Origin of the sequence: Pseudodesulfovibrio portus (assembly GCF_026000375.1) — a bacterium.
GTDB classification, from domain to species: domain Bacteria; phylum Desulfobacterota; class Desulfovibrionia; order Desulfovibrionales; family Desulfovibrionaceae; genus Pseudodesulfovibrio; species Pseudodesulfovibrio portus.
This window is the reverse complement of sequence record NZ_AP026708.1, coordinates 490,466-509,518: the sequence shown is the minus strand read 5'-3', so window position 1 is coordinate 509,518 and position 19,053 is coordinate 490,466. Positions and strand designations below refer to the sequence as shown.

Genomic DNA, 19,053 nt, shown 5'->3' with positions numbered 1-19,053 from the left:
TTCAGTATCGCGCAAATCAGCGGGGAGTCAATGGTTTTGCTTCTTCGAACATGGCCAGATAGTTGCGGAACAGGCGCGGGCTGACGCGGGAGTAGTGGTCGAAATCGGAGATCAGCTCCAGGCCGGGGATGACGGCGCGGCAGACCGGGATGTCCAGGTCCTTGCGGGTCAGGTCCGCGTAGGCCGGGGTGTAGCCGTTGTTCATGAGCGTCTTTTCCAGGACCATGAGGTCGCCGTCGGCGCTGCCTGTTGAATAGTCGGGCAGGTCCTCGAGCCTACGCACGGGCAGCCCTTCCGGGGCCGGACCCGATTTCGGGCCGGGGTAGGGGTAGGCGGTTTCGGTCATGGCCGACACCAGGGCGGACGGGCCGCTCAGGCCGCAGCCGCCGCCCTTGTTCACGTCGCCGTGCCTGCCCAGGACCACGGACTTGTAGCACGGCACGCCGAGTTCCGTGGTCACGTCCATGAACCAGACGTCGATCCCGTCTTCCCGGTAGCCGTCGAGCAACTTGCGGATTTCCGGATCGTCGCTCTCCACGCGGAAGCATCGGCTCGGGTCAAAGGGAATGGTGGCGTCCGAGTCGCGCTCGATGACCTCGGTCAGGGCGGCCACCTTGGCCTCGGGCATGGTGTTGCCGGATGCCAGCCCGGTGGAGCCGAGGGCGCTGAACAGGGACTGTTCGTCCAGGTTGCAGAACAGGAACACGAACTGGACCGGGATCAGCATGGGCGAGCCGTCGGGCGCGTGGCCCTCCATCCAGTGGAGCTTCTGCCCGGCATAGGGCACTTCCAGCCGGATCGCGTTCGGGTCGACCGCCGGGACGTCCAACTCGTCGAAAGATGCGTGGACCAGGGGGTAGCTTTGTTTGTACTTGAGCACGCCCGCCGGGCCGAAGCTGGCGTAGGAGGAAAAGCGTTCGGCCATCTCCATGCAGCAGGAGGCGTCCGCCCTGGCGCGGAACAGGCCGCGACCGTAACTCGTCTGGATGGCCTCCAGGGAGTTGGACAGGGAGCCGTTGGCGGTGCGCGTCTTGGTCATCCAGTGGCGCAGGGTGGCGATGGGCGACAGGGAGGCCTTGTGCTGCATGGCCGGGCCGAGCGGCGCGTCCGCCTTGTCCAGCACGGAAAAGGCGTGTTCGATGGTCTCCTCAAGCGGCCTCCGCGGCTTGGGCGGCGGGAGCTGGCCGTCGAGAGCCTGTCTGGCCTGGGCCGCCGTGGCCGGAGCGGGGATGTCCAGGTCCTTGTCGGTGAAAACGGGCTCCGGACCGTCTCCGGGCGCGGGCAGGGGGGCCAGGGTGAAGATGTTGTCGCCGAAGAGCCGTATCCACGCGCGGTGGCGGTCTTGGTCTTCAAGCAGGTGCGAGCGGATGTGGATGGCCGGGGTGTAGGGCAGCAGACCGGCCGGGTCCAGACCGTCGAAGTGTTTGAGCAGGGGGGCCTGCCGCCGATGGCAGATGCACGCCTCGAACAGAACGGCGGCCAGCACCGGGTCGGATTGTCCGCCGTCCTTCATCACTTCCTTGATGAGCTTTTCCAGCTTGCGCGTGCGGAAGTCCTTGAATCCCTGAAGCACGAACTCGTGCATGTGGTCGTCGAACGGATGCTTGCGGAGATAGTCGATCATCTCGTTGAAGCTCAGGTTGACATCCGGCACGGCGGCGAACATGCCGACGCCGAAATCCGTGTCCGTCATCTGGAGTTTGTAGCGCATCAATCCCTCTTTTGTGCGGTTTGGACCAGCTCGATGACCTGGGGCAGCAGGGCGCGGGCCATGGCTTCGACTCCCTGCGCGTTGGGGTGCAGCCCGTCGAGCAGGGTGCGCGACGGGTCCGGGTAATATGGGGCCAGGATGTCCGGGAACAGGGGCAGGCCGTATTCTTCGGCCAGTTCCCCGAACATCGGGTCGAATTCGGCCTTGTGCGCGGCCCCGATCTCCGGGTGGGCCGTGATGCCCACCAGCAGGACGGGCAGGCCGTGCGATCTCAGCGTATCGAGGATGGCTGTGGCGTTGTCTCGTATGGTCTGGACGGAGTCGCCCATGAAACAGTCGTTGGCCCCGAATTCCAGGATCACCGCGTCGGGCCCGGACTGGAGGACCTTGTGGACGCGGATCAGGCCGTCCTCGAAGGTCTCGCCAGAGACGCCGAAGTTCAGGCACCGCGCCGGGAGGCCTTCCTCCCGGAGCAATCGTTCCAGGACGTTGGGCAACGCTTCCCTCGGCGCCAGGCCGTACCCCTCGGTCAGGCTGTCGCCGAAGCAGGCTATGCGGACGGTCCCGTCTTGCATGATCTTTCGGCGGTTACCCGTTGATCCAGAGCTTGACCCGGGCCGCTTCCTCGTTCCACGCCTTGCTCATGCGCAGCTTGAGGAACTCGGTGTAGACCACGTCGAACATTTCCAGGCAGCGTTCCACCAGAAAGAATTTTTCCAGGAACTTGGCGTCCGGGTCGTCGCCCTCGTCGTCCTTGGTGGATATCTTGGGCGTCTTCAGGCCGGACAGGCTGAAGTCCGAGGCGCTGACCGTGACCAGCCAGTCGTCCTGGTCCATGGCAAAGAGCAGTTGCGCCTTGTGCACCTTCTTGCCGGTGGACAGGCCCGTCTTGGCTTCGGACAGCTCCCCGGCCGGGCTGGTCACCGTGGCCGTGGCCTTGGTCTCGCCCTCGCCCCCCTGGACCGAGAGTTTCTGTTCCATGTGCAGGGTGAAGGTCCGGTTGTCGGCAAGCTTGAACAGGACGGAATCCGAGTCGGTCTTGTACCAGAGCCAGGTCAGGAAATCCTGGCCGAGCAGGGTGTTTTCGCGTTCTACGAGTGACAGGTCCATGGCGCGCTCCTTACACGAAGATGGTGGGGTCGAGGTTTTCGAGTTTGGGCGCGGCGTCTTCGCCGAGGACGTCCATGGCCATGAAGAACGGAGTCAGCGGCTCCAGGTGAAGGTCGAAGGTCATGGCGAAATGGTCCTCGAACAGGGCGCAGACCTTGGCGTTGGTGGTGGACAGGTATATCCGGTTCGCCGTGGGGTTCCAGACGATGTCGAAGACCGCCGGGATGGGCAGGCTGCGGGCGCGCAGCCTGAGCGTCACCTGCTCCTTGATTTCCCGCTTGCGGTCGCGGGAGACGAAATTCTTGCCCTGTTCCTTGTTGTGCGCAAGTTCCTTGTTCAGCGCGATGGTGTTGTGCTTCTTGAGCACTGCGGGCGGGATGCGCCGGGTGTCGAGCCGGAGCGAGAAGGTCAGGTACTCGCCTTTTTCCGGCGGGGACTGGGTCCAGTTCATGTCGAGCATGTCGTCCATGTTGGTCCAGCCGAAGGACCGTTCGTCGGCCGTGCCGTCGATGTCGACCATGCAGAATTGCTTCAACTTGTCAGGCACCTGGCGGAGCAGTTCGTCGGGCACGTCCTCAATGATGCGGTAGCGGGTCAGCCCGAGGCTGGCGGAAAGTATGCTCAAGGGAGTCTCCTTATTTCATCTCGTGGGAAGGGGTATAGAGGTAAAATCTATTGCCGGTTCTGTAAAGGGAATTCCCCCTGCTGAACGTTTGCTCAAGGCTGTGATCGTGCTCTTGTTTTGCGCGTCTTCACGCGCTACACTCGGCGGAAAAGGGAGCACCGGGATGTCTGAAGATGCATTGAAGGAATTGATGGATTTCCTCGAAGAGGCCAACGCCAGGGTCAAGCAACTCGAGGCCGAGGGCGACGCCGCCATGGCCGAGGGCGGGCAGACCGCCTTCCAGGCCAAGCTGGAAAAGAAGGCCGAGCTTCTGGCCTCGCTCGGGACCAGGGCCGCGCCCTTGACCAAGGCCATAGGAGGCGACCTGGGGCGGAACATCGACGACCGACTGGAACGGTTCGCCTCCAGCGCGGCAACGGCCTTGCGCATCGGCAGCGTGTTCTTCATGACCGCGCTGCTCTATCCGGAGGACCACCAGCCCGGCGAGCCCAACGATCTCGAAACCTTTATTGCGGAATTGCGGAAGGGGATTTAGGTCGGGATCTTGAATTCCCGGTCCTTTTTGGCTTTCTTGCGTTCGGCCATCTGTTTCTGACCCAGCAGAACGACCTTGTTGACCGCATCGTCCTGGGCGCGGTCGAGGTCCACGAACCGGCAGCCCACCTGGCCTTTCTCGTGGCGTCTGACCTTGCAGATCACGTTCTTGGCCACGATCTTCTTGTCCAGGATGATGTCCATCTTGAGTTCCACGCCCGCCTTGATGCGGGGTTTCTCAAAGAAAAAGCCCAGTCCTGTGGCGCTGATGTCCGATGCCTTGAAGATCTTTTTGAGACGGGGGATGCGGACGGCCAGCCCCTTGACCGTGATGCGGATGGCGCTGCGTTTCTTGGCCTGTTCGTTTTCTCCCTTGAGGGAGATGCTGAATCCGAGGGCGGCCTCGTCGATGGGGTCGGCGTGGATTTCCTGGGATTTTTTCCGGCCCTTGGCCTTGGCCGCCAGTTTGATGGTGGTCTCGGAATCGGAGTGCGCGGTGGACGCCTTTTTCTTGGACGCGCCTTTTTTGCCGCCCGCTTTTTTCTTTTTTTTCGGTCCCTTGCCAGACTTGGAGAAAAGAGCTGTGAAAGCGTCGAATATACCCATGGTGTCACCGCTTGAATTGAAGGCCACAGTTAGTTGGTGACGAATAGTATGGCAAAGAACCGGGTCTGACAAGCATACCGGGGTCATAGGGTTAAAATCGATGCCGGATTTTTGTGATTGGGGTTGACAAAAACCCGGTTTGGGGGGCAAGAAGAATCATCTTTTCAAGCTTAAAGCGGGTTGATCGAGGAGGACTATCATGATTGGCGAACTGCTTTCCGGAATGGCACACAGCTCCGGCCCCGGCTTTGTCGGCGTGTCCCTGATTTTCATCTACATGGCATGGATCATCACCATCGGTATCATCCGCGTGCGTGAGGCCATGAGCGAAGACCACCACTAGAAAGAAAAAACGCGACCTTAAGGCCGCGTCTTCATATTTCGTAGACGACCGTTTTTCCTGCGGGAAAAGCGGTTTTCTATTGCCTCACGACCAGCCGGGCTCTTCCTTGGCGACTTCGAGCAGGTACTTGCCGTAGTCGTTGTTGCTCATGGCGGTGCCGAGGGTTTCAAGCTGTTTGCGGTCGATGAACCCCAGCCGGTAGGCGATCTCTTCGGGGCTGGAGATGACGTACCCCTGCCGTTCCTGGACGGCGCGCACGAAGTTGGCGGCCCCGTGCAGGGATTCATGGGTGCCCATGTCCAGCCAGGCATAGCCCCGGCCCAGGGTCTGGACCTCCAGGTCGCCGCGTTGGAGGTACAGCCTGTTGATATCCGTGATCTCCAGCTCGCCGCGCGGGGAGGGCGAAAGGGATTTGGCCATTTCGATGACGTCGTTGTCGTAGAAGTAGAGGCCGGTGACCGCGTATTTCGACTTGGGATGCTGCGGCTTTTCCTCGATGGACAGGGCCTTGTAGCTGCGGTCGAATTCCACCACGCCGTACCGTTCCGGGTCCTTGACCATGTAGGCGAACACGAGGCCTCCCTTGGTCAGCGAGCCTGCTGACTGCAGCATGGAGCCCAGCCCGTGGCCGTAGAAGATGTTGTCGCCCAGCACCAGGCAGACGGTGTCGTCGCCGATGAACTCCTCGCCGATGATGAATGCCTGGGCCAGCCCGTCCGGGGAGGGCTGCTCGCGATAGGTGAGATTCAGTCCGAGTTGGGAGCCGTCGCCCAGGAGTTTCCGGAAGCCGGGCAGATCGTGCGGGGTGGAGATGATCAGGATGTCCCGGATGTTCGCCAGCATGAGCGTGGACAACGGGTAGTAGATCATGGGCTTGTCGTAGACGGGCAAAAGCTGCTTGCTGACGACCCGTGTCAGGGGGTGGAGCCGGGTGCCGGACCCGCCCGCGAGGATGATGCCTTTCATGAGCGCCTCATGGTGCTGTGATTTACTTCGTTTTTGAGTTAGGATACATCCCAACCTACATGGACTCCGCGACAGTATAGGTCCGGGATAAAAGAAAAAGCAACCGGCTTTTGGCGGAGCCTCACAAGGTGTATATGATGAAACCGTATTTCCAGTTTTCCGGCGGCGTTGTTTCGGCTCTGCTGTTCATGGTCGCCCTGTTCTTCCTGTTCGTATTCCTGCCCGTGTCCATGGTGGCCGAGGCCTTCTCCAAGCTCGGCCTGACCCCGGCTCAGGGCGTGCTCATGCTCATCGCCATCCTGGTGGGGCGGATGGTCAATATCCCGGTCTACACCAGCGAGCGGCTGGTGGTGGTCTCCGGTCCTCGCCTGATGCAGTTCGGCATGGACGAGGCGGGCAGGCCCGTGCGTATCGAGCAGGAGCCGGAGAGCGAATTGAGGAAGCAGGTCTTCGCCGTCAATGCAGGCGGGCTGATCCTTCCGTTTCTTCTGAGCGTCACCTTTCTCATCCGCCAGCACATGGTCTTCCAGGCGGACGGAGTGTATCCGTGGATCGGGTTCGTCCTGATCATGGTGGCCGGAGGGTGTTACGCCATGGCCAAGCCCGACGCCCTGACCGGCATGCGCATCCCCCTGGTGCTGCCCGCGCTGATCACCTTTCTGTGCGTTTATTTCTTCGTTCCCGAGCCGTTTCGGCCCGTGGCCGCCTATGTGTCGGGGACCATGGGGGCGATTCTCGGCGGCAATCTGATTCCGCTCATGACCAGGCGGTTCCGCAATTCCGTGGGCACGCCCCTGGTCGTCATCGGCGGCCCCGGCACCTTTGGCGGCGTTTTCGTGGCAGGCATCCTGTCCGTCCTGCTCGCCTGATTCCAATCTGGAGAAATCATGTCCGATACCAATATCACGCTGAATCTGTCACAAGCCGCCGGGACCGGCGACACCGTTTCCCTTTACGCTGCCGGAGGGGTTGCCCCGGCGGGCGCGGCTTCGACCGGAGCATACACCTCCCTGCGCGTGGGCGACCGGCTGACCGACGACGACGCATCCCTGCTGGTCCTGTCCATGGGCTGGCTGCCGGGTGAGGCCGGTTCACGGTCCACGCCCGTCTACCTGCTCCGTGCGGAAACCGAAGTTCCGGCGGGCGACTATGTTTGCGCCGTCACCAGGGCCGGATACGCCCTGGCCTGGATCACTCTGAGCGACAAGGGCGCGCGCGGCGAGCGGGTGGACGAGTCCGGCCCCCTCATCGGCAAGGCCGTGGGCGATACGCTTGATCTGGCCGTTGTCCAGGGATTCGTCATCCCCGACGAGACCGGCCAGCTCAAGGGGCTGTTGGCCGACCTGGCCCTGAATCAGGGGTTCGACCTGATCATGACCACCGGCGGCACCGGCGTTGCTCCGCGCGACATCACACCCGAGGCGACGCTGGCGGTGATCGAAAAACGGCTGCCCGGATTCGAGCGGGCCATGACCGCCGCCAGCCTTGCCAAGACGCCGCACGGGGCCATCTCGCGGGCAGTTGCCGGGACGTTGGGGCAGGCCGTCATCGTCAACATGCCCGGCAGCCCCAAGGCCGTGGCCGAGTGCCTGGAGCCGCTGTTGCCCACGCTCCGTCACACCCTGGAAAAATTGCAGGGCGATCCCTCGGACTGCGCGAATTTGCGAAAATGAACAGGTGTTTTGGGTTGCAGCCTCGAAAGAGAGTTGCTAATGAATGGGATGTTGATTCGTTGCTGATGCAACAGAACCCTTGAGACGCAAATAGGAATTCATTTATGAACCGCAAACGGTTTTTCTCATTCTTCTTGGTATTCGTCGCTCTGGTGATGATTTCCATCCCCGCTGCGGCACAGGACGCCGACCCCGCCATGGCGGACGGGAAGAGTGTAGAGGTCTCAGGCCCCTTTGATCTCGAACGGTGCGTGAAGCGCGCCCTGGATCAGAATCCGGCCATGACCGCGATCCGGGCCCAGCTCAAGGGCGCCGGCTACGGCACCTATTCAGCCATGGGTGATTTCGGTCCTTCGCTGTCCACTTCCTATGGGTGGACTCATTACAATAGGAAGAGCACATACGGCGGCGAGCATTCCGACTGGGTCGGCTCCCTTTCCGCCTCCCAGCCTGTGTTCCACGGCTTCGCCCTGCTGGCCGCGTACCAGAAGGCCGCGTTGGCCGAGGAATCCACCGAGGCGTCGCTGAGCAACGTGGAGTTGACCCTCATCAAGAACGTGCAGTCGAATTTCCTTTCCCTGCTCAAGGCGCGCATGGACGTGAAGTCCGCCGAAGACTCCGTGGCCCGGCTGGAATCCCAGCTGCAGGTCATCAGCGCCTTCTACGACGTGGGATTGCGGCCCAAGGCCGAGGTTCTGGATGCCGAGGTCGATCTGGCCTCCGCCCGTCAGGTGCTGCTCACCGCGCGCAACAACGTCTCCACCCAGGAAGCGCAGTTGAACACGCTGCTGAACATCCCCATCGAGACCGAGGTGGAGTACGTGGGCGAACTGAAGAGCATTCCCTTCGGGCTGACGCTCAAGGAGTGTTTGGATCGCGCCTACAAGGCCCGTCCCGATCTGGTCATCGGCCAGAAATCCGTTGAGATCGCCGAGAAGGATGCCACCATTTCCCAGTCCAAATTCTATCCGACCGTGGACGGCACCTGGAATTACTCCAACCGAGGCACCGACCCGGATCTGAACGGCGGCGGAAGCTATACCCACCGGTCCTCCGAATACTGGACTGCGGGCGTCTCCGCTTCCATGTCCCTGTTCGAGTCCGGCTCCGATTTCTTCAACGCCAAGCGGGCTTCCGAGACGGTCAAGCAGGTGCAGGCGGAACTGGAAAACACCCGTCTCAACGCCGGTTTCGAGGTCAAGCGCGCCCTCCTGAACATTCAGGAAGCGGCTGACCGCATCGACGTGGCCGACAAGTCCGTGGCCGCTGCCGAGGAGGCCTACCGCATGGCCGTGGCCCGGTATCAGGCCCAGGTCGGCACCAACACCGAAGTGCTCAACGCCCAGGAGCGGCTGACCTCGAGCGAGGCCCAGCTTTCCCAGGCCATGGCCGATCACGGTACTGCCGTCTCCGCCCTGTACGTGGCCATGGGCGAAAAGAACCACGGCCTCCTTGAAGCCAAGTAGGTTCATATGTTCTCCGCTCGAAAACGGACCTGGAAGGCCCGTGGCATGGAATGCGAGAAATGCGGCCTCGACCTGGCCGCCTACCGTGGGTGCAGGGAAGTGACCCTGCGCTGCCCGTCCTGCGGCGCGGTCTACGATCTCGGGAAGTTCTCGGCCAAGATGGACGAGGATTTCGAGGAGGAAATGGGGTTTGTCCCAATGGATCGAATTTGATCGATCGCTCACAGAGCGCATGAAACGCGCGGCCATCGTCACATCGCTGGCCGCGTTTTTCGTTGTGTCCCTCGCGTTGCCGGGCAGGGCGGGGGGGCTGTGGCAGCCCTTGATCGACCGGCTGGTGGACGACGGATTCGACCGGACGTATGTCTCCTATCTTTTTTCCAGCCCGGACCTGGAATATTCCCCGGACATCATGGCCCGCAAGATGAACGTCCTGCTCAACGCCAGGTTGTCGGCCGTGGGTGCGGCGCCGGCCAGGGAGCCGGAGGTCATGGGACGCTACCTCAATCCGCTGCTCATCGCCGGGGCCTATGCCTACTATCGGGAACATCGGGCCGAATTCGCGGACATCCGTGAGCGGTACGGCGTGCCGGGCGAGGTCCTGACGGCGCTGCTCCTGGTGGAGTCCCGGCTGGGCATGACCGTGGGCGATTACAACGGGTTCACCATCCTGGCCTCCATGGCCCTGTCCCGCGATTTTTCGCTGATCAAAAGCCATATCGAGCGTACCGACATCTCCGACAAGACCATGCAGTGGCTGCTCAAGCGGACGGAGCAGAAGGCCCAGTGGGGGTATGATGAGCTCAAGGCCCTGATCCGCTACGCACGCAAGAACGGGCAGGACCCGCTGTCCATTCCCAGTTCGGTCTACGGGGCCATAGGCCAGTGCCAGTTCGTCCCGTCCAGCGCCGAGTACTATGGCCGAGACGGCAATGGCGACGGCAAGATCAATCTGTTCGAGACGCGTGACGTATTGCACTCCATGGCCAACTTCCTGGCCAGCCACGGGTGGAAGCCGGGCCTTTCCGACGAGGCGATGCACAAGGTGTTGTATCGCTACAACCATTCGGACAGCTATGCCATGACCATTCTGGCCGTGGCCGAGAGAATCAGGAAAACAAAGGAATTGTTCGGCGGGTGAACCGCGCCGGTCACGACCCCTGAATGAGGCTCTGGTAGAGGTTGAGGGTCCGTTTCAGGAACTCCTCCAGGGTCAGTTGCGACATGGTGCGTTTTTGCGCGGCCAGGACTTCCTCGCGCAACGGGGCGTTGTCGGCCAGTTTGGCGATGGTGTCAGCCAGGCCTCTTGCGTCTTCGGGCGCAACCAGCATGGACGGGGCCGTCAGGTCGGGCATGACGCCCACGTCCGTGGAGACCAGGGGGCGGTCGGCGGCCATGATCTCCAGGGCCGACCGGGCAATGGCCTCGGACCACAGGGAGGCGACCACGCCGATGTCCAGCGCGCTGATGCAGGCCCCCACGTCGTCCCGCCTGCCGCTGATGCGGGTGATGTCCTCAATCCCGTTTTCACGGATGTGCGTCTCGATCTCCGAGGCGGTCATGGCCGTGTCGAAGCCGATAAGGAAGAGCTTGAGGTTGTCCCTGCCCCTTTTCTGCAGCGCGGCCACGGCCTCGATGAGCTCCTTGTGTCCCTTGACGCGGTCGAAGCGGCCGAGCAGGCCCACGACCAGGTCGTCCGGGCCGAAGCCGAATTCCTTGCGGACACGTTCCCGTCCTTCGGGATCGAAATGAAATTTGGCCGTGTCCACTCCGCCGTGGATGAGCCATAACCCATGGCCCGGGGTGCGCATCTTGTGCAGGAAATAATCGGCCATGCGGCGGTTGGTGACCACCACGGCGTCGGCCACGTCAGCGTGGAGCCAACGGTTGATCGCGTCGCTCCGGGGCGGGCGCTGGTCGCCGCGCGTACGGACCAGCCGGTACCCGAAGCCGAAGAGCTTGAGCGCTCCCCAGAGGAAGAAGCCCTCTCCCCTGTGGCAGTTGACGATATCCGGGCGGTGCGTCCTGAGAAGTTGTATGATATGCTTGGCCGCGCCGACGAAGCGAACCGGGTTGGTCGTGTTCAGGTCCACGGCCACGGTGGTCAGTCCCATTTCCCGGGCGACTTTCTCGGATTGGGTGTCCGCCTGGGTAAGGACCACGACCTCGTGCCCCGCGTCGGCCAGAAGACGGCTCAGGGTGATGGCATACCATGCGGTCGCGTTGAACCAACGGACATTGATGACTTGAAATATCTTCATACGTATCGCCTGGGTAACTCGGATTCACACCATGACAGTTCAGGGCGTCGAACGCAAGGTCTTACGGGTATGGAAAATATATTGGTATCGATCATCCTGCCGACTTACAACCGGTCGGGATTCATCGGAAAAGCGCTTGATTCGGTGCTTGCGCAGACCCACGATAACTGGGAGTGCGTCATCATCGACGACGGGTCAACAGACGACACGGAAGCGGTCCTTTCCGCCTACGACGACCCTCGTTTCGTCCGTCTCCGACAGGAGAATCAGGGCGTTTCCGGTGCCCGCAACACGGGCATCGCCGCCTGCACGGGCGAGGTCGTCGCCCTGCTTGATTCCGACGACGAGTGGATGCCGACGAAACTCGCCGTCCAGCTCGACTATATGCGGACCAACAATTACGAGATCAGCCAGACCGAGGAAATCTGGATTCGGGGCGGCAGGCGGGTCAACCAGCCCGCCAGGTACGCCAAGCCCGAGGGCTGGTTTTTCGATAAGTCCCTGGAAATGTGTCTGATCAGCCCCTCCTGCACCATGTTTACCCGGTCCGCCCTGGAGCGGATAGGGCCCTTCGACGTGGATCTTCCGTCCTGCGAGGACTATGACATGTGGCTGCGCGCCTGTCTGGACTACCCGGTGGGCCTTGTGCGTGAAAAGCTGACCATCAAGCACGGCGGACGGCCGGATCAGTTGTCCGTCTGTGTTCCGTGTGCCGACAAACATCGGATACGGGCGCTGGTCAAGTTGTTGCAAAGTCGAAAACTTGACGAAAATCAGCGGGATATGGCCCTGGATTCCCTTGAGAGAAAGGTGTCGATTTATATGCAAGGGTGTGAAAAAAGAGGAAAAAGTGATGAGGCAGAGCGGGTTTGGAATCTGTTTTGCATACTGCGGGACGGGAAGGAAATTCCCTTGAATCCATGGAGTTAGCATGAGACGGGACGGTTCGCGACAGTCCCGTCGCCCTGATAACCAGTGCCGTCCGCAGGGACGCGAGGTGACGAGTGCCGGCGATTAACGATCTTGTTGAAGTGCTTCCCGAGATCAGCCAGTCCAGGCTGGTTGCGGCGGGTTACGGCGTTTGGGTGGTCTGGAAGGGCGACCTGAATCCTACCGTCGAGAATACGCTGCAGGAGTTCGGCTGCCTGTGCATATCCAAGGAGTCGAACCAGGCTCTGTGGTTCTGCAACACAGGCGAGGTTTTCCGAGCCCTGGCACGGTTGCAGATCTGGGCGCGCGTCAACCCCATGGATGTTTTCTGCGAAGTCATTCCGTTGACCTTCCTGGTCGGCTACGAACTCCAGCGTTCCGTCTCCCTGGCCATGGAGCTGGAACGCCAGGACGTGCGGCCCACCGGTGATTTCGAGATCATCATCCATCCCAAGCTCAAGAGCGATATCCAGGCCGTGGTGGGTCTGAGCACCGAGCCCGCCGGGGCCGTGGAAGGAGTGGCCAACGAGGAGTGGCAGCGCCTGGTCGCGGACCAGGGGTTGGACTACGAAACGCACCTCAAGTGGTATTTCATCATCAAGCCCCTCGGGCATACTGCGGACAAGGAGTCCATCCTCGGCTGGCGTGACTTTTCCACCAACATCATCGAATTGCTGCAGATGTTGGGACTTAAGTACATATCCGACGTCAAGGAAGGCGTTATCTTCTTCCCCCTGGACAGCTTCAGGCTCCTCCGGTCGTTCTGCACGGAGATCATGTCCCTGATCAGAAAGCTCAAGGATGACGGGGAAAAGGAATACTGGCCCACGGTCATGGTGGCGGTCCAGCAGGGGGGCTATCAGTTTACCCCCGAGCTGCCCAAGAAGATCGGCCTGGACTGGGGCCGGATGACGCCCGACTACCCCCATGTGAAGTTTATCGAGGGTTTCCTGCTGTCCGAATGGTTCCGCATGAACGAGGTCCGGTACGGCTCGAAGCAGGTCAGCCTGGACTCCTGGTGCACCCTCGCCCTCAAGGACGGCGGCGAGGACGTCGGTTACGGCTCGATGCAGGTGGCCCTGCCCAGCGCCATGATAGCGGACGAGGGCAAGGAGTGCTTCTATTGCGGCCTGAAGAACCACGCTCCCAAGGATTGCCCGAGCAAGAAGATTGCCAAGCCCCAGCCCCAGGTCTGGCATCTGCTGGCAGGCACCGACGTGCAGGATTTTTCGGAGGGGTTCGACGGGTTGGACGAGGCTCTGGATATGGACAATTTCAGCGAGTCCATCATGAGCGTCATGAGCGCCAAGAACGATCTCAAGAGTCTCATGGCCCGTGCCGTGTTCGAGATCAATGCCACCGGCCAGTTGCGGACTCTCAAGCTCGTCTGGCGCAGCCGGGGCAAGGAGTGGGTGGACGGTTTCAAGCAGCTCGCGCCCGCCGAGGGGGATTTCATATGGGACGCCCTGGACGACATCGAAAGCCAGCGGATGCCCGAAGCGGAAATCCTGATCCAGGAGGCCCAGCTCAAGTACCCGAGAAGTTACCAGCCTCATTCCCTGCTGGGGTTCTGGCACATCGAGCAGGGTGACGCCAACCAGGCCCTGTTCCATTGGCAGGAAGCCGAGCGCATGAGCTATACCCCCTTGCAGAAAGCTTATTTTTCCTATCTTCAGGCCCGTCTCAAGGAGGTGGAGGGCAGCCTCAAGGAGGCCATCAACGCCTATCAGAGGACCAATTCCCTGTCGCCGACCTGGCTCCAGCCCGTGTATCGGCAGGCCGTGTGCATGGTGAAGATGGGGTTCACCGGCCAGGCCATCGATCTTTTTTTCGATCTCATCAGCAGGGACCCGCATTTCTTCAACTACATCCTGGTCGATCCGGAACTGGACAGGGGGCGGGTGCAGCTCATGAATTCCCTGTGGGAGAAATGGACCGAAGCCGAGGAGTCGGCGACTGCCATGAAGGTGGGGGTCGGGGACCTGACCACGGATATCTCCAAGCGGTTCGATTCCCTGCATTCGTATTACGACACGGCCAATGACGAGTTGGAACGGCTGCGCAAACTGGGGGACACCAAGAACTACGTTGCCTACCAGCTGCTCATTCGCGGCACCGAGAAGTTCAAGGCTTCCCTGGATTCGGAGGTCAAGAGGGAGATAAAGCGCATGACCTCCAACCTGGACTACCTCACCGAGCGGGTGCGGGAGATCCAGAAGGAGGCGGGCTGGTTCCCATTCCCGAAGCTGTTGCTCGAGTTCAACAAGGAATTCAACACCTGCGTGGACAAGATCAACTGGGTCAAGACCCAGCCGCTGCACGAGGCCGAGAATTTCAGGAAAGCCATGCAGTTCGTCCTCGAAGTCGAGGACCATATCGATTCCCTGCAAAGCCGTCTTGTCACCCTGCGCATCATCCGCGACTCGACCCTGTTCATACTGATGCTCGGCCGCAATTTCATCTGGCTGGAACTCCTCGGCCTCGGCGCGCTGCTCGTTGGCATTCCGTCGCTCATCTATTTCACCCAGGACATCAAGGGGAACTACATCCTCGACATGATCAACGATGAGAAACAGCGCTGGGAAATCGCCAAGGGACTGGTCATCATTCTGAGCATCGTCTGCGTGGCCGCCGCCGCCGTGAAGTCTGCCCTGACCTTCGAGAAACGGAAGAAGCAGCTTTTCGACCAGTTGGACCAGGAAATGCGCAAGGGCGCACCCAAGCGGTATTGATTTTTCCCCGATCACCCGTTCCATGTCCCCGAATTTTGCGGTATGGTCAAAGCTGAACCCATACCAGGGAGAGGACTATGCACAATCTGGTGTTGATCCGGCACGGACAGAGCACGTGGAATCTCGAGAATCGCTTCACGGGTTGGACCGATGTGGACCTGACCGAGCAGGGGAGGGAGGAGGCCGTGAGCGGCGCCCGCCTGCTCAGGGAGGAGGGATTCACCTTCGACATCGCCCATACCTCGTTGTTGAAACGGGCCATCCGCACCCTGTGGCTGGTCCAGGACGAGATGGACCTCATGTGGGTGCCCGTGTTCAACACCTGGCGGCTCAATGAGCGGCATTACGGGGCTCTCCAGGGGCTGAACAAGGCGGAGACAGCCGCCAAGTACGGCGACGAGCAGGTCTTCATCTGGCGGCGCAGCTTCGATACCCCGCCGCCGGAGCTGGACACCGACGATGAGCGGCATCCGGGCAAGGATCCGCGGTACGCGGCCCTGACGCCCGCCGAGCTGCCGCGCTCGGAATCCCTGAAAACGACCATCGACCGGACCATGCCCTATTGGTTCGAGACCATAGCCCCGCAGGTCAGGAGCGGGTTGCGGGTACTCATCGTGGCCCACGGCAATTCCCTGCGCGGTCTGGTCAAGTATCTCGACGACATGTCCGACGAGGCGATCACCAAGCTGAACATTCCCACCGGCCTGCCTTTGGTCTATGAGCTGGACGACGAACTCAAGCCGCTGCGGCACTACTATCTCGGTGATCCCGAAGAGGCCGCCAGGGCCGCCGAGGCGGTTGCCAACCAGGCCAAGAGCGGGTAATCCCCACCCCGTCATGGACGGGATTCTTTTCACGCAACAACTGCTCGACTGGTACGATGCCAACCGCCGGGACCTGCCCTGGCGGCGGGCTCCCGAGCCCTATGCCGTCTGGGTGTCCGAGATCATGGCCCAGCAGACGCAGATGGACCGGGTGGTGGGGTATTTCGAGCGGTGGATGGAGCGGTTCCCGGACATCCACGCCCTGGCGCGGGCCCATGAGGAGGACGTGCTCAAGCTCTGGGAAGGGTTGGGCTACTACTCCCGCGCCCGGAACATGCTCAAGGCCGCCTCGGTTCTCGCTGTCGATCATGACGGCGTGTTCCCGTCCGACCCGGCGGCCATCCGCAGCCTGCCCGGCGTGGGCGAGTACACTGCCGGGGCCATCGCCTCCATCGCCTTCGGGCTGCCCGAGCCCGCCGTGGACGCCAACGTGCTCCGCGTCTTTGCCCGCGTGCTCGATCTGGATCAGCCCGTGCGGTCCGGGGAGACCCGGGCAGTGGTCGCGGAGACGGTCCGCAGCCTCATGCCCGACGATCGGGCAGGGGACTTCACCCAGGCGCTCATGGAGCTGGGAGCGTTGGTCTGTTCCAAGAACCCGCGATGCGGGGACTGCCCGGTCAGCGGCCAGTGCGCGGCCCTTTCCGCGGACACCGTATCCCGGCGTCCCGTGCTGCCCGTGCCCGGGAAGACGACCCGCATCAACATGGCCACGGGCGTGCTGGTGCACGAGGGGCGCGTGCTCATCCAGAAAAGGCTGCCCGACGACGTCTGGCCCGGCCTGTGGGAGTTTCCGGGCGGGGGCATCGAGCAGGGCGAGACCCCGGAGCAGACCGTGGCCCGCGAGTACATGGAAGAGGTGGAGCTGGCCGTCGAGCCGGTGGAGGACATCACCACGCTTACCTATGCCTACACCCGCTATCGGGTGACCATGCACTGCTTTCTCTGCCGCTTTGCCGACGGAAGCGGGGAGCCCGTGTTCAACGAAGCCGTGACCGGCGGATTCGTGCCGCCTCAAGACCTCTCCGGCTATGCCTTTCCATCCGGCCATCGGCGGCTGATCCAATTCATGAAAGCCGATTCGCGGTTCGCCGATCTGTTCTCAGATTCCTGATTCTTTTTTCAATATCAATAGGTTGTGCTGTTCGGCACACCCTTTGCTTTTCTCCCTGCGGAGGCCTGTGCACGGGCCAAAACTTTGACGCAGGAGAACTGCATGTCCATCGGCAAGATCGGCGATTACGACGTCATGGCGTCGCTCGTTCAGGGGAACGGGATGAAGGGCGGTCAGCGCAGCGCGCAACTCAGGGCGGCCTTTGACGACCAGATGTCCATGACGCAACAGCTTTTCGGAGAAGGGTCAACCGAATACGGGGAGGGGAGTTCCGATTCCTTTGACGTCTCCATGATCAACGACTCCATGATGATGGAGGCGCTGGCCACCATCACACGGCTCATGCGCGACGAGGCGAAATTGCCCCGTGGGCAGGGAGCCCTTGCGCCGGGAGCGTCGCCTGCCGGGCCGGTCCCCGCTCCGGCCGCTTCGGATTTTCACGTGCCCGGCGCGTTGTCCGCCCGGTTCGAATCGGGTGATTCCGGCGTGTCGGCCATCGGCTATGACCGCGTGGGCGGCACGTCCTACGGCAAGTATCAGATCGCTTCGCGTCCTGGGACCATGGACCGTTTCCTGAACTATCTCGATGAAAAGGCTCCCGAGTGGGCGGACCGGCTGCGCCGGGCCGGACCTGCGAACACCGGTTCGAAGACCGGGGACATGCCCGCGCAATGGAAGGCCATAGCCGCCGAGGACCCGGCCCGGTTCGAGCGGCTCCAGCATGATTTCATCGCCGGCGAGACCTACCGCCCGGCCCGGGACATGATTCTCGGCCAGACCGGCCTGGATTTCAACAATGCGCCGCCCGCCCTGCGTGAGGTGCTGTGGTCCACCTCGGTCCAGCACGGCGCCACGGGCGCGGCAAAAATCTTCAACAAGGTCATCGAACGGTTCGTGTCCGGCAACAGGGACGAGGACTTCAATGCCATGCTCATCAAGGGCGTGTACGATACCCGCAAGGGACAGTTCGAGTCCTCCACCGGCCGGGTGCAAAAGGCCGTGGCCAACCGCATGGACACCGAGAAGCAACTCGCCCTGTCCATGCTCGGGCAGACGAAACTCAACCGGATTGTCTAGGGGAGACAGCGATTCGGTTTTGCGAAAAGAGGTGTGACGATTCACACCTCTTTTTTTGCTACCAGTCCAGGAGCCTGCGTTCGCCTTCAAGGCGTCGTATCCAGCCCACTTCCTGGGTGACTTCGCAGACGCCCAGGTATGTCCCCTCGTCGTCATAGACCGGGAAGTAGCGGATCATGATGGTCTCGTCGCCCATGTTGATCCAGAATTCCGCCTTGTCCCGGGTCTTGTCCCTGAACGCGTCCACGATCTTCTGGACGGTGTCCACGGACTTGTGCGGGTGGCATTTCTGGACCTTCCGGCCCACCACCGAGCGCGTACGGGCAAAAACCTTGGGCTTATCGAGTTTGTTGAAGTAGGCCACCGAGTCCTCGGCGTCCACGAAGGTGAGCTCAAAGGGCAGGGTCTCAAGGATGGCGTGGAGCTGGTCCGGGGACAGGTTCTCCACCAGTCTTGTGCGGACCTTGCTCGAGCTTTCCATCTCTTCGACCATGGACAGGTAGTTTTCCTTGGCCGATGGACCGTAGGCGGCCGTGTCGATGGCGTTGAAGCTGTCCAGGAGCTCCTGTGCCTCGTCCGGGGAGATGATCTGACGGCCCATGGCGTAGAGGACGTCGTTTTCCTTCCAGATGTGTTCAGCCCTGATCTTGAGGTATTCCATGCCCTCCTGCTGGAACTGTATCCGCCTGTCCGGCGGCAGGTCAGCCAGTCCGGGGACGGTGAGGATCATGCGAGCCAAGAGTTCCCGTTCCGCTTCATGCTCCATGAGCATGACGCCGAGCGGGCCACCCTCAACGGGGACGCCGCGCCTGTGCATGAGCGGGAAGAGGTGGTCCTCCTCCTTCTTGTTATGGACCTTGTCGCCGAATTCGAGGAGGAAATCCAGCGCCCTGGTAAGTTGTGTCGCGTCGTGGGTTCCCGCTTCCACCTTGCCGAGGTTGCGCTCGAGCACGGCCATGGCGCGTTCGATGAGTTCGTGTTCGTATACGAGGTAGGTGTCCCATTTCTCGAACTGGACGGTCTGCATATCTGTCCTCCCTGGACGGTTGCTGTTGCTGCGGCAGGACCTTCTCCGGGTGGGGGA

At 61.6% G+C, this 19,053-nt stretch carries 20 protein-coding genes; 12 read left to right on the top strand and 8 right to left on the bottom strand.

The window, feature by feature from the left end:
* Nucleotides 1-16: 16 nt before the first annotated feature.
* Genes OO730_RS02605 through OO730_RS02590 form a run of 4 tightly spaced genes read right to left on the bottom strand, consistent with a single transcriptional unit; the run spans nt 17 to nt 3,446 of the window.
* Nucleotides 17-1,711: a YcaO-like family protein gene (locus OO730_RS02605; protein WP_264983020.1), complete on the bottom strand. Its 1,695-nt coding sequence runs from the start codon at nt 1,709-1,711 to the stop codon at nt 17-19.
* Entirely contained in the window at nt 1,711-2,286 is a 576-nt protein-coding gene (locus OO730_RS02600; RefSeq protein ID WP_264983019.1) for an arylesterase, read from the bottom strand. The genes OO730_RS02605 and OO730_RS02600 overlap by 1 nt, the downstream gene beginning before the upstream one ends.
* Before the next feature lie 13 nt (nt 2,287-2,299).
* Nucleotides 2,300-2,821, bottom strand: coding sequence for a hypothetical protein (locus OO730_RS02595; protein ID WP_264983018.1), 522 nt, complete (start codon nt 2,819-2,821; stop codon nt 2,300-2,302).
* A 10-nt stretch (nt 2,822-2,831) separates the two neighbouring features.
* Entirely contained in the window at nt 2,832-3,446 is a 615-nt protein-coding gene (locus OO730_RS02590) for a recombination-associated protein RdgC (RefSeq protein ID WP_264983017.1), read from the bottom strand.
* 163 nt (nt 3,447-3,609) lie between these two features.
* On the opposite strand from OO730_RS02590, the gene OO730_RS02585 reads away from it, so the two are divergent.
* Nucleotides 3,610-3,981, top strand: coding sequence for a hypothetical protein (locus OO730_RS02585; RefSeq protein ID WP_264983016.1), 372 nt, complete (start codon nt 3,610-3,612; stop codon nt 3,979-3,981).
* Here the strand turns inward: OO730_RS02585 and OO730_RS02580 are convergent.
* Nucleotides 3,978-4,586: a PilZ domain-containing protein gene (locus OO730_RS02580; RefSeq protein WP_264983015.1), complete on the bottom strand. Its 609-nt coding sequence runs from the start codon at nt 4,584-4,586 to the stop codon at nt 3,978-3,980. The genes OO730_RS02585 and OO730_RS02580 overlap by 4 nt on opposite strands.
* 199 nt (nt 4,587-4,785) lie before the next feature.
* Between OO730_RS02580 and OO730_RS02575 the strand changes: the two genes are divergently transcribed.
* Nucleotides 4,786-4,929, top strand: coding sequence for a hypothetical protein (locus OO730_RS02575; RefSeq protein ID WP_264983014.1), 144 nt, complete (start codon nt 4,786-4,788; stop codon nt 4,927-4,929).
* 84 nt (nt 4,930-5,013) lie between these two features.
* Here the strand turns inward: OO730_RS02575 and rfbA are convergent, their stop codons facing one another.
* A complete protein-coding gene (rfbA, locus tag OO730_RS02570; RefSeq protein WP_264983013.1) occupies nt 5,014-5,895 on the bottom strand; it encodes a glucose-1-phosphate thymidylyltransferase RfbA in 882 nt (293 codons plus the stop codon).
* Nucleotides 5,896-6,032: 137 nt separating this feature from the next.
* Between rfbA and OO730_RS02565 the strand changes: the two genes are divergently transcribed.
* From OO730_RS02565 to OO730_RS02545, 5 genes are all read left to right on the top strand, one after another.
* The gene (locus tag OO730_RS02565) at nt 6,033-6,764 is read left to right on the top strand and encodes a DUF1614 domain-containing protein (RefSeq protein ID WP_264983012.1); all 732 of its coding nucleotides are present in this window, start codon (nt 6,033-6,035) and stop codon (nt 6,762-6,764) included.
* Nucleotides 6,765-6,782: 18 nt separating this feature from the next.
* A complete protein-coding gene (locus OO730_RS02560) occupies nt 6,783-7,568 on the top strand; it encodes a MogA/MoaB family molybdenum cofactor biosynthesis protein (RefSeq protein ID WP_264983011.1) in 786 nt (261 codons plus the stop codon).
* A 104-nt stretch (nt 7,569-7,672) separates the two neighbouring features.
* A complete protein-coding gene (locus OO730_RS02555) occupies nt 7,673-9,034 on the top strand; it encodes a TolC family protein (protein ID WP_264983010.1) in 1,362 nt (453 codons plus the stop codon).
* A gap of 6 nt (nt 9,035-9,040) precedes the next feature.
* Nucleotides 9,041-9,247: a dual CXXC motif small (seleno)protein gene (locus tag OO730_RS02550; protein ID WP_264983009.1), complete on the top strand. Its 207-nt coding sequence runs from the start codon at nt 9,041-9,043 to the stop codon at nt 9,245-9,247.
* Between the two features lie 19 nt (nt 9,248-9,266).
* Nucleotides 9,267-10,175 carry a lytic murein transglycosylase gene (locus tag OO730_RS02545; protein ID WP_264983008.1) on the top strand — a complete coding sequence of 303 codons (909 nt, stop codon included), beginning with the start codon at nt 9,267-9,269 and terminating at the stop codon, nt 10,173-10,175.
* A gap of 10 nt (nt 10,176-10,185) precedes the next feature.
* Here OO730_RS02545 and OO730_RS02540 read toward each other — a convergent pair whose 3' ends face one another.
* Nucleotides 10,186-11,295 carry a glycosyltransferase family 4 protein gene (locus tag OO730_RS02540; protein ID WP_264983007.1) on the bottom strand — a complete coding sequence of 370 codons (1,110 nt, stop codon included), beginning with the start codon at nt 11,293-11,295 and terminating at the stop codon, nt 10,186-10,188.
* A 69-nt stretch (nt 11,296-11,364) separates the two neighbouring features.
* On the opposite strand from OO730_RS02540, the gene OO730_RS02535 reads away from it, so the two are divergent.
* The 5 genes from OO730_RS02535 to OO730_RS02515 all read left to right on the top strand — a co-directional run bounded on the left by OO730_RS02535 (nt 11,365) and on the right by OO730_RS02515 (nt 17,969).
* Nucleotides 11,365-12,225, top strand: coding sequence for a glycosyltransferase family 2 protein (locus OO730_RS02535; protein ID WP_264983006.1), 861 nt, complete (start codon nt 11,365-11,367; stop codon nt 12,223-12,225).
* Between the two features lie 74 nt (nt 12,226-12,299).
* A complete protein-coding gene (locus OO730_RS02530) occupies nt 12,300-14,957 on the top strand; it encodes a tetratricopeptide repeat protein (protein WP_264983005.1) in 2,658 nt (885 codons plus the stop codon).
* A gap of 77 nt (nt 14,958-15,034) precedes the next feature.
* Entirely contained in the window at nt 15,035-15,781 is a 747-nt protein-coding gene (gpmA, locus tag OO730_RS02525) for a 2,3-diphosphoglycerate-dependent phosphoglycerate mutase (protein ID WP_264983004.1), read from the top strand.
* Nucleotides 15,782-15,794: 13 nt separating this feature from the next.
* Nucleotides 15,795-16,892 (top strand): A/G-specific adenine glycosylase, encoded by a 1,098-nt coding sequence (gene mutY, locus OO730_RS02520; protein WP_264983003.1) that lies wholly within the window; start codon nt 15,795-15,797, stop codon nt 16,890-16,892.
* A 102-nt stretch (nt 16,893-16,994) separates the two neighbouring features.
* Nucleotides 16,995-17,969 carry a VgrG-related protein gene (locus tag OO730_RS02515; RefSeq protein ID WP_264983002.1) on the top strand — a complete coding sequence of 325 codons (975 nt, stop codon included), beginning with the start codon at nt 16,995-16,997 and terminating at the stop codon, nt 17,967-17,969.
* A 58-nt stretch (nt 17,970-18,027) separates the two neighbouring features.
* On the opposite strand, the gene OO730_RS02510 is transcribed toward OO730_RS02515, so the two are convergent.
* Nucleotides 18,028-18,996, bottom strand: coding sequence for a PAS domain-containing protein (locus tag OO730_RS02510; protein ID WP_264983001.1), 969 nt, complete (start codon nt 18,994-18,996; stop codon nt 18,028-18,030).
* Nucleotides 18,997-19,053: the final 57 nt, after the last annotated feature.

Excerpts from the sequence above, each read along its gene's own strand:
- OO730_RS02550 (WP_264983009.1), top strand. The coding sequence starts at position 9,041 with ATGTTCTCCGCTCGAAAACGGACCTGGAAGGCCCGTGGCATGGAATGC.
- mutY (WP_264983003.1), top strand. The coding sequence starts at position 15,795 with ATGGACGGGATTCTTTTCACGCAACAACTGCTCGACTGGTACGATGCC.
- OO730_RS02540 (WP_264983007.1), bottom strand. The coding sequence starts at position 11,295 with ATGAAGATATTTCAAGTCATCAATGTCCGTTGGTTCAACGCGACCGCA.
- OO730_RS02545 (WP_264983008.1), top strand. The coding sequence starts at position 9,267 with ATGAAACGCGCGGCCATCGTCACATCGCTGGCCGCGTTTTTCGTTGTG.
- OO730_RS02510 (WP_264983001.1), bottom strand. The coding sequence starts at position 18,996 with ATGCAGACCGTCCAGTTCGAGAAATGGGACACCTACCTCGTATACGAA.
- OO730_RS02555 (WP_264983010.1), top strand. The coding sequence starts at position 7,673 with ATGAACCGCAAACGGTTTTTCTCATTCTTCTTGGTATTCGTCGCTCTG.
- gpmA (WP_264983004.1), top strand. The coding sequence starts at position 15,035 with ATGCACAATCTGGTGTTGATCCGGCACGGACAGAGCACGTGGAATCTC.
- OO730_RS02565 (WP_264983012.1), top strand. The coding sequence starts at position 6,033 with ATGAAACCGTATTTCCAGTTTTCCGGCGGCGTTGTTTCGGCTCTGCTG.
- OO730_RS02560 (WP_264983011.1), top strand. The coding sequence starts at position 6,783 with ATGTCCGATACCAATATCACGCTGAATCTGTCACAAGCCGCCGGGACC.
- rfbA (WP_264983013.1), bottom strand. The coding sequence starts at position 5,895 with ATGAAAGGCATCATCCTCGCGGGCGGGTCCGGCACCCGGCTCCACCCC.
- OO730_RS02605 (WP_264983020.1), bottom strand. The coding sequence starts at position 1,711 with ATGCGCTACAAACTCCAGATGACGGACACGGATTTCGGCGTCGGCATG.
- OO730_RS02580 (WP_264983015.1), bottom strand. The coding sequence starts at position 4,586 with ATGGGTATATTCGACGCTTTCACAGCTCTTTTCTCCAAGTCTGGCAAG.
- OO730_RS02600 (WP_264983019.1), bottom strand. The coding sequence starts at position 2,286 with ATGCAAGACGGGACCGTCCGCATAGCCTGCTTCGGCGACAGCCTGACC.
- OO730_RS02575 (WP_264983014.1), top strand. The coding sequence starts at position 4,786 with ATGATTGGCGAACTGCTTTCCGGAATGGCACACAGCTCCGGCCCCGGC.
- OO730_RS02515 (WP_264983002.1), top strand. The coding sequence starts at position 16,995 with ATGTCCATCGGCAAGATCGGCGATTACGACGTCATGGCGTCGCTCGTT.
- OO730_RS02585 (WP_264983016.1), top strand. The coding sequence starts at position 3,610 with ATGTCTGAAGATGCATTGAAGGAATTGATGGATTTCCTCGAAGAGGCC.
- OO730_RS02595 (WP_264983018.1), bottom strand. The coding sequence starts at position 2,821 with ATGGACCTGTCACTCGTAGAACGCGAAAACACCCTGCTCGGCCAGGAT.
- OO730_RS02535 (WP_264983006.1), top strand. The coding sequence starts at position 11,365 with ATGGAAAATATATTGGTATCGATCATCCTGCCGACTTACAACCGGTCG.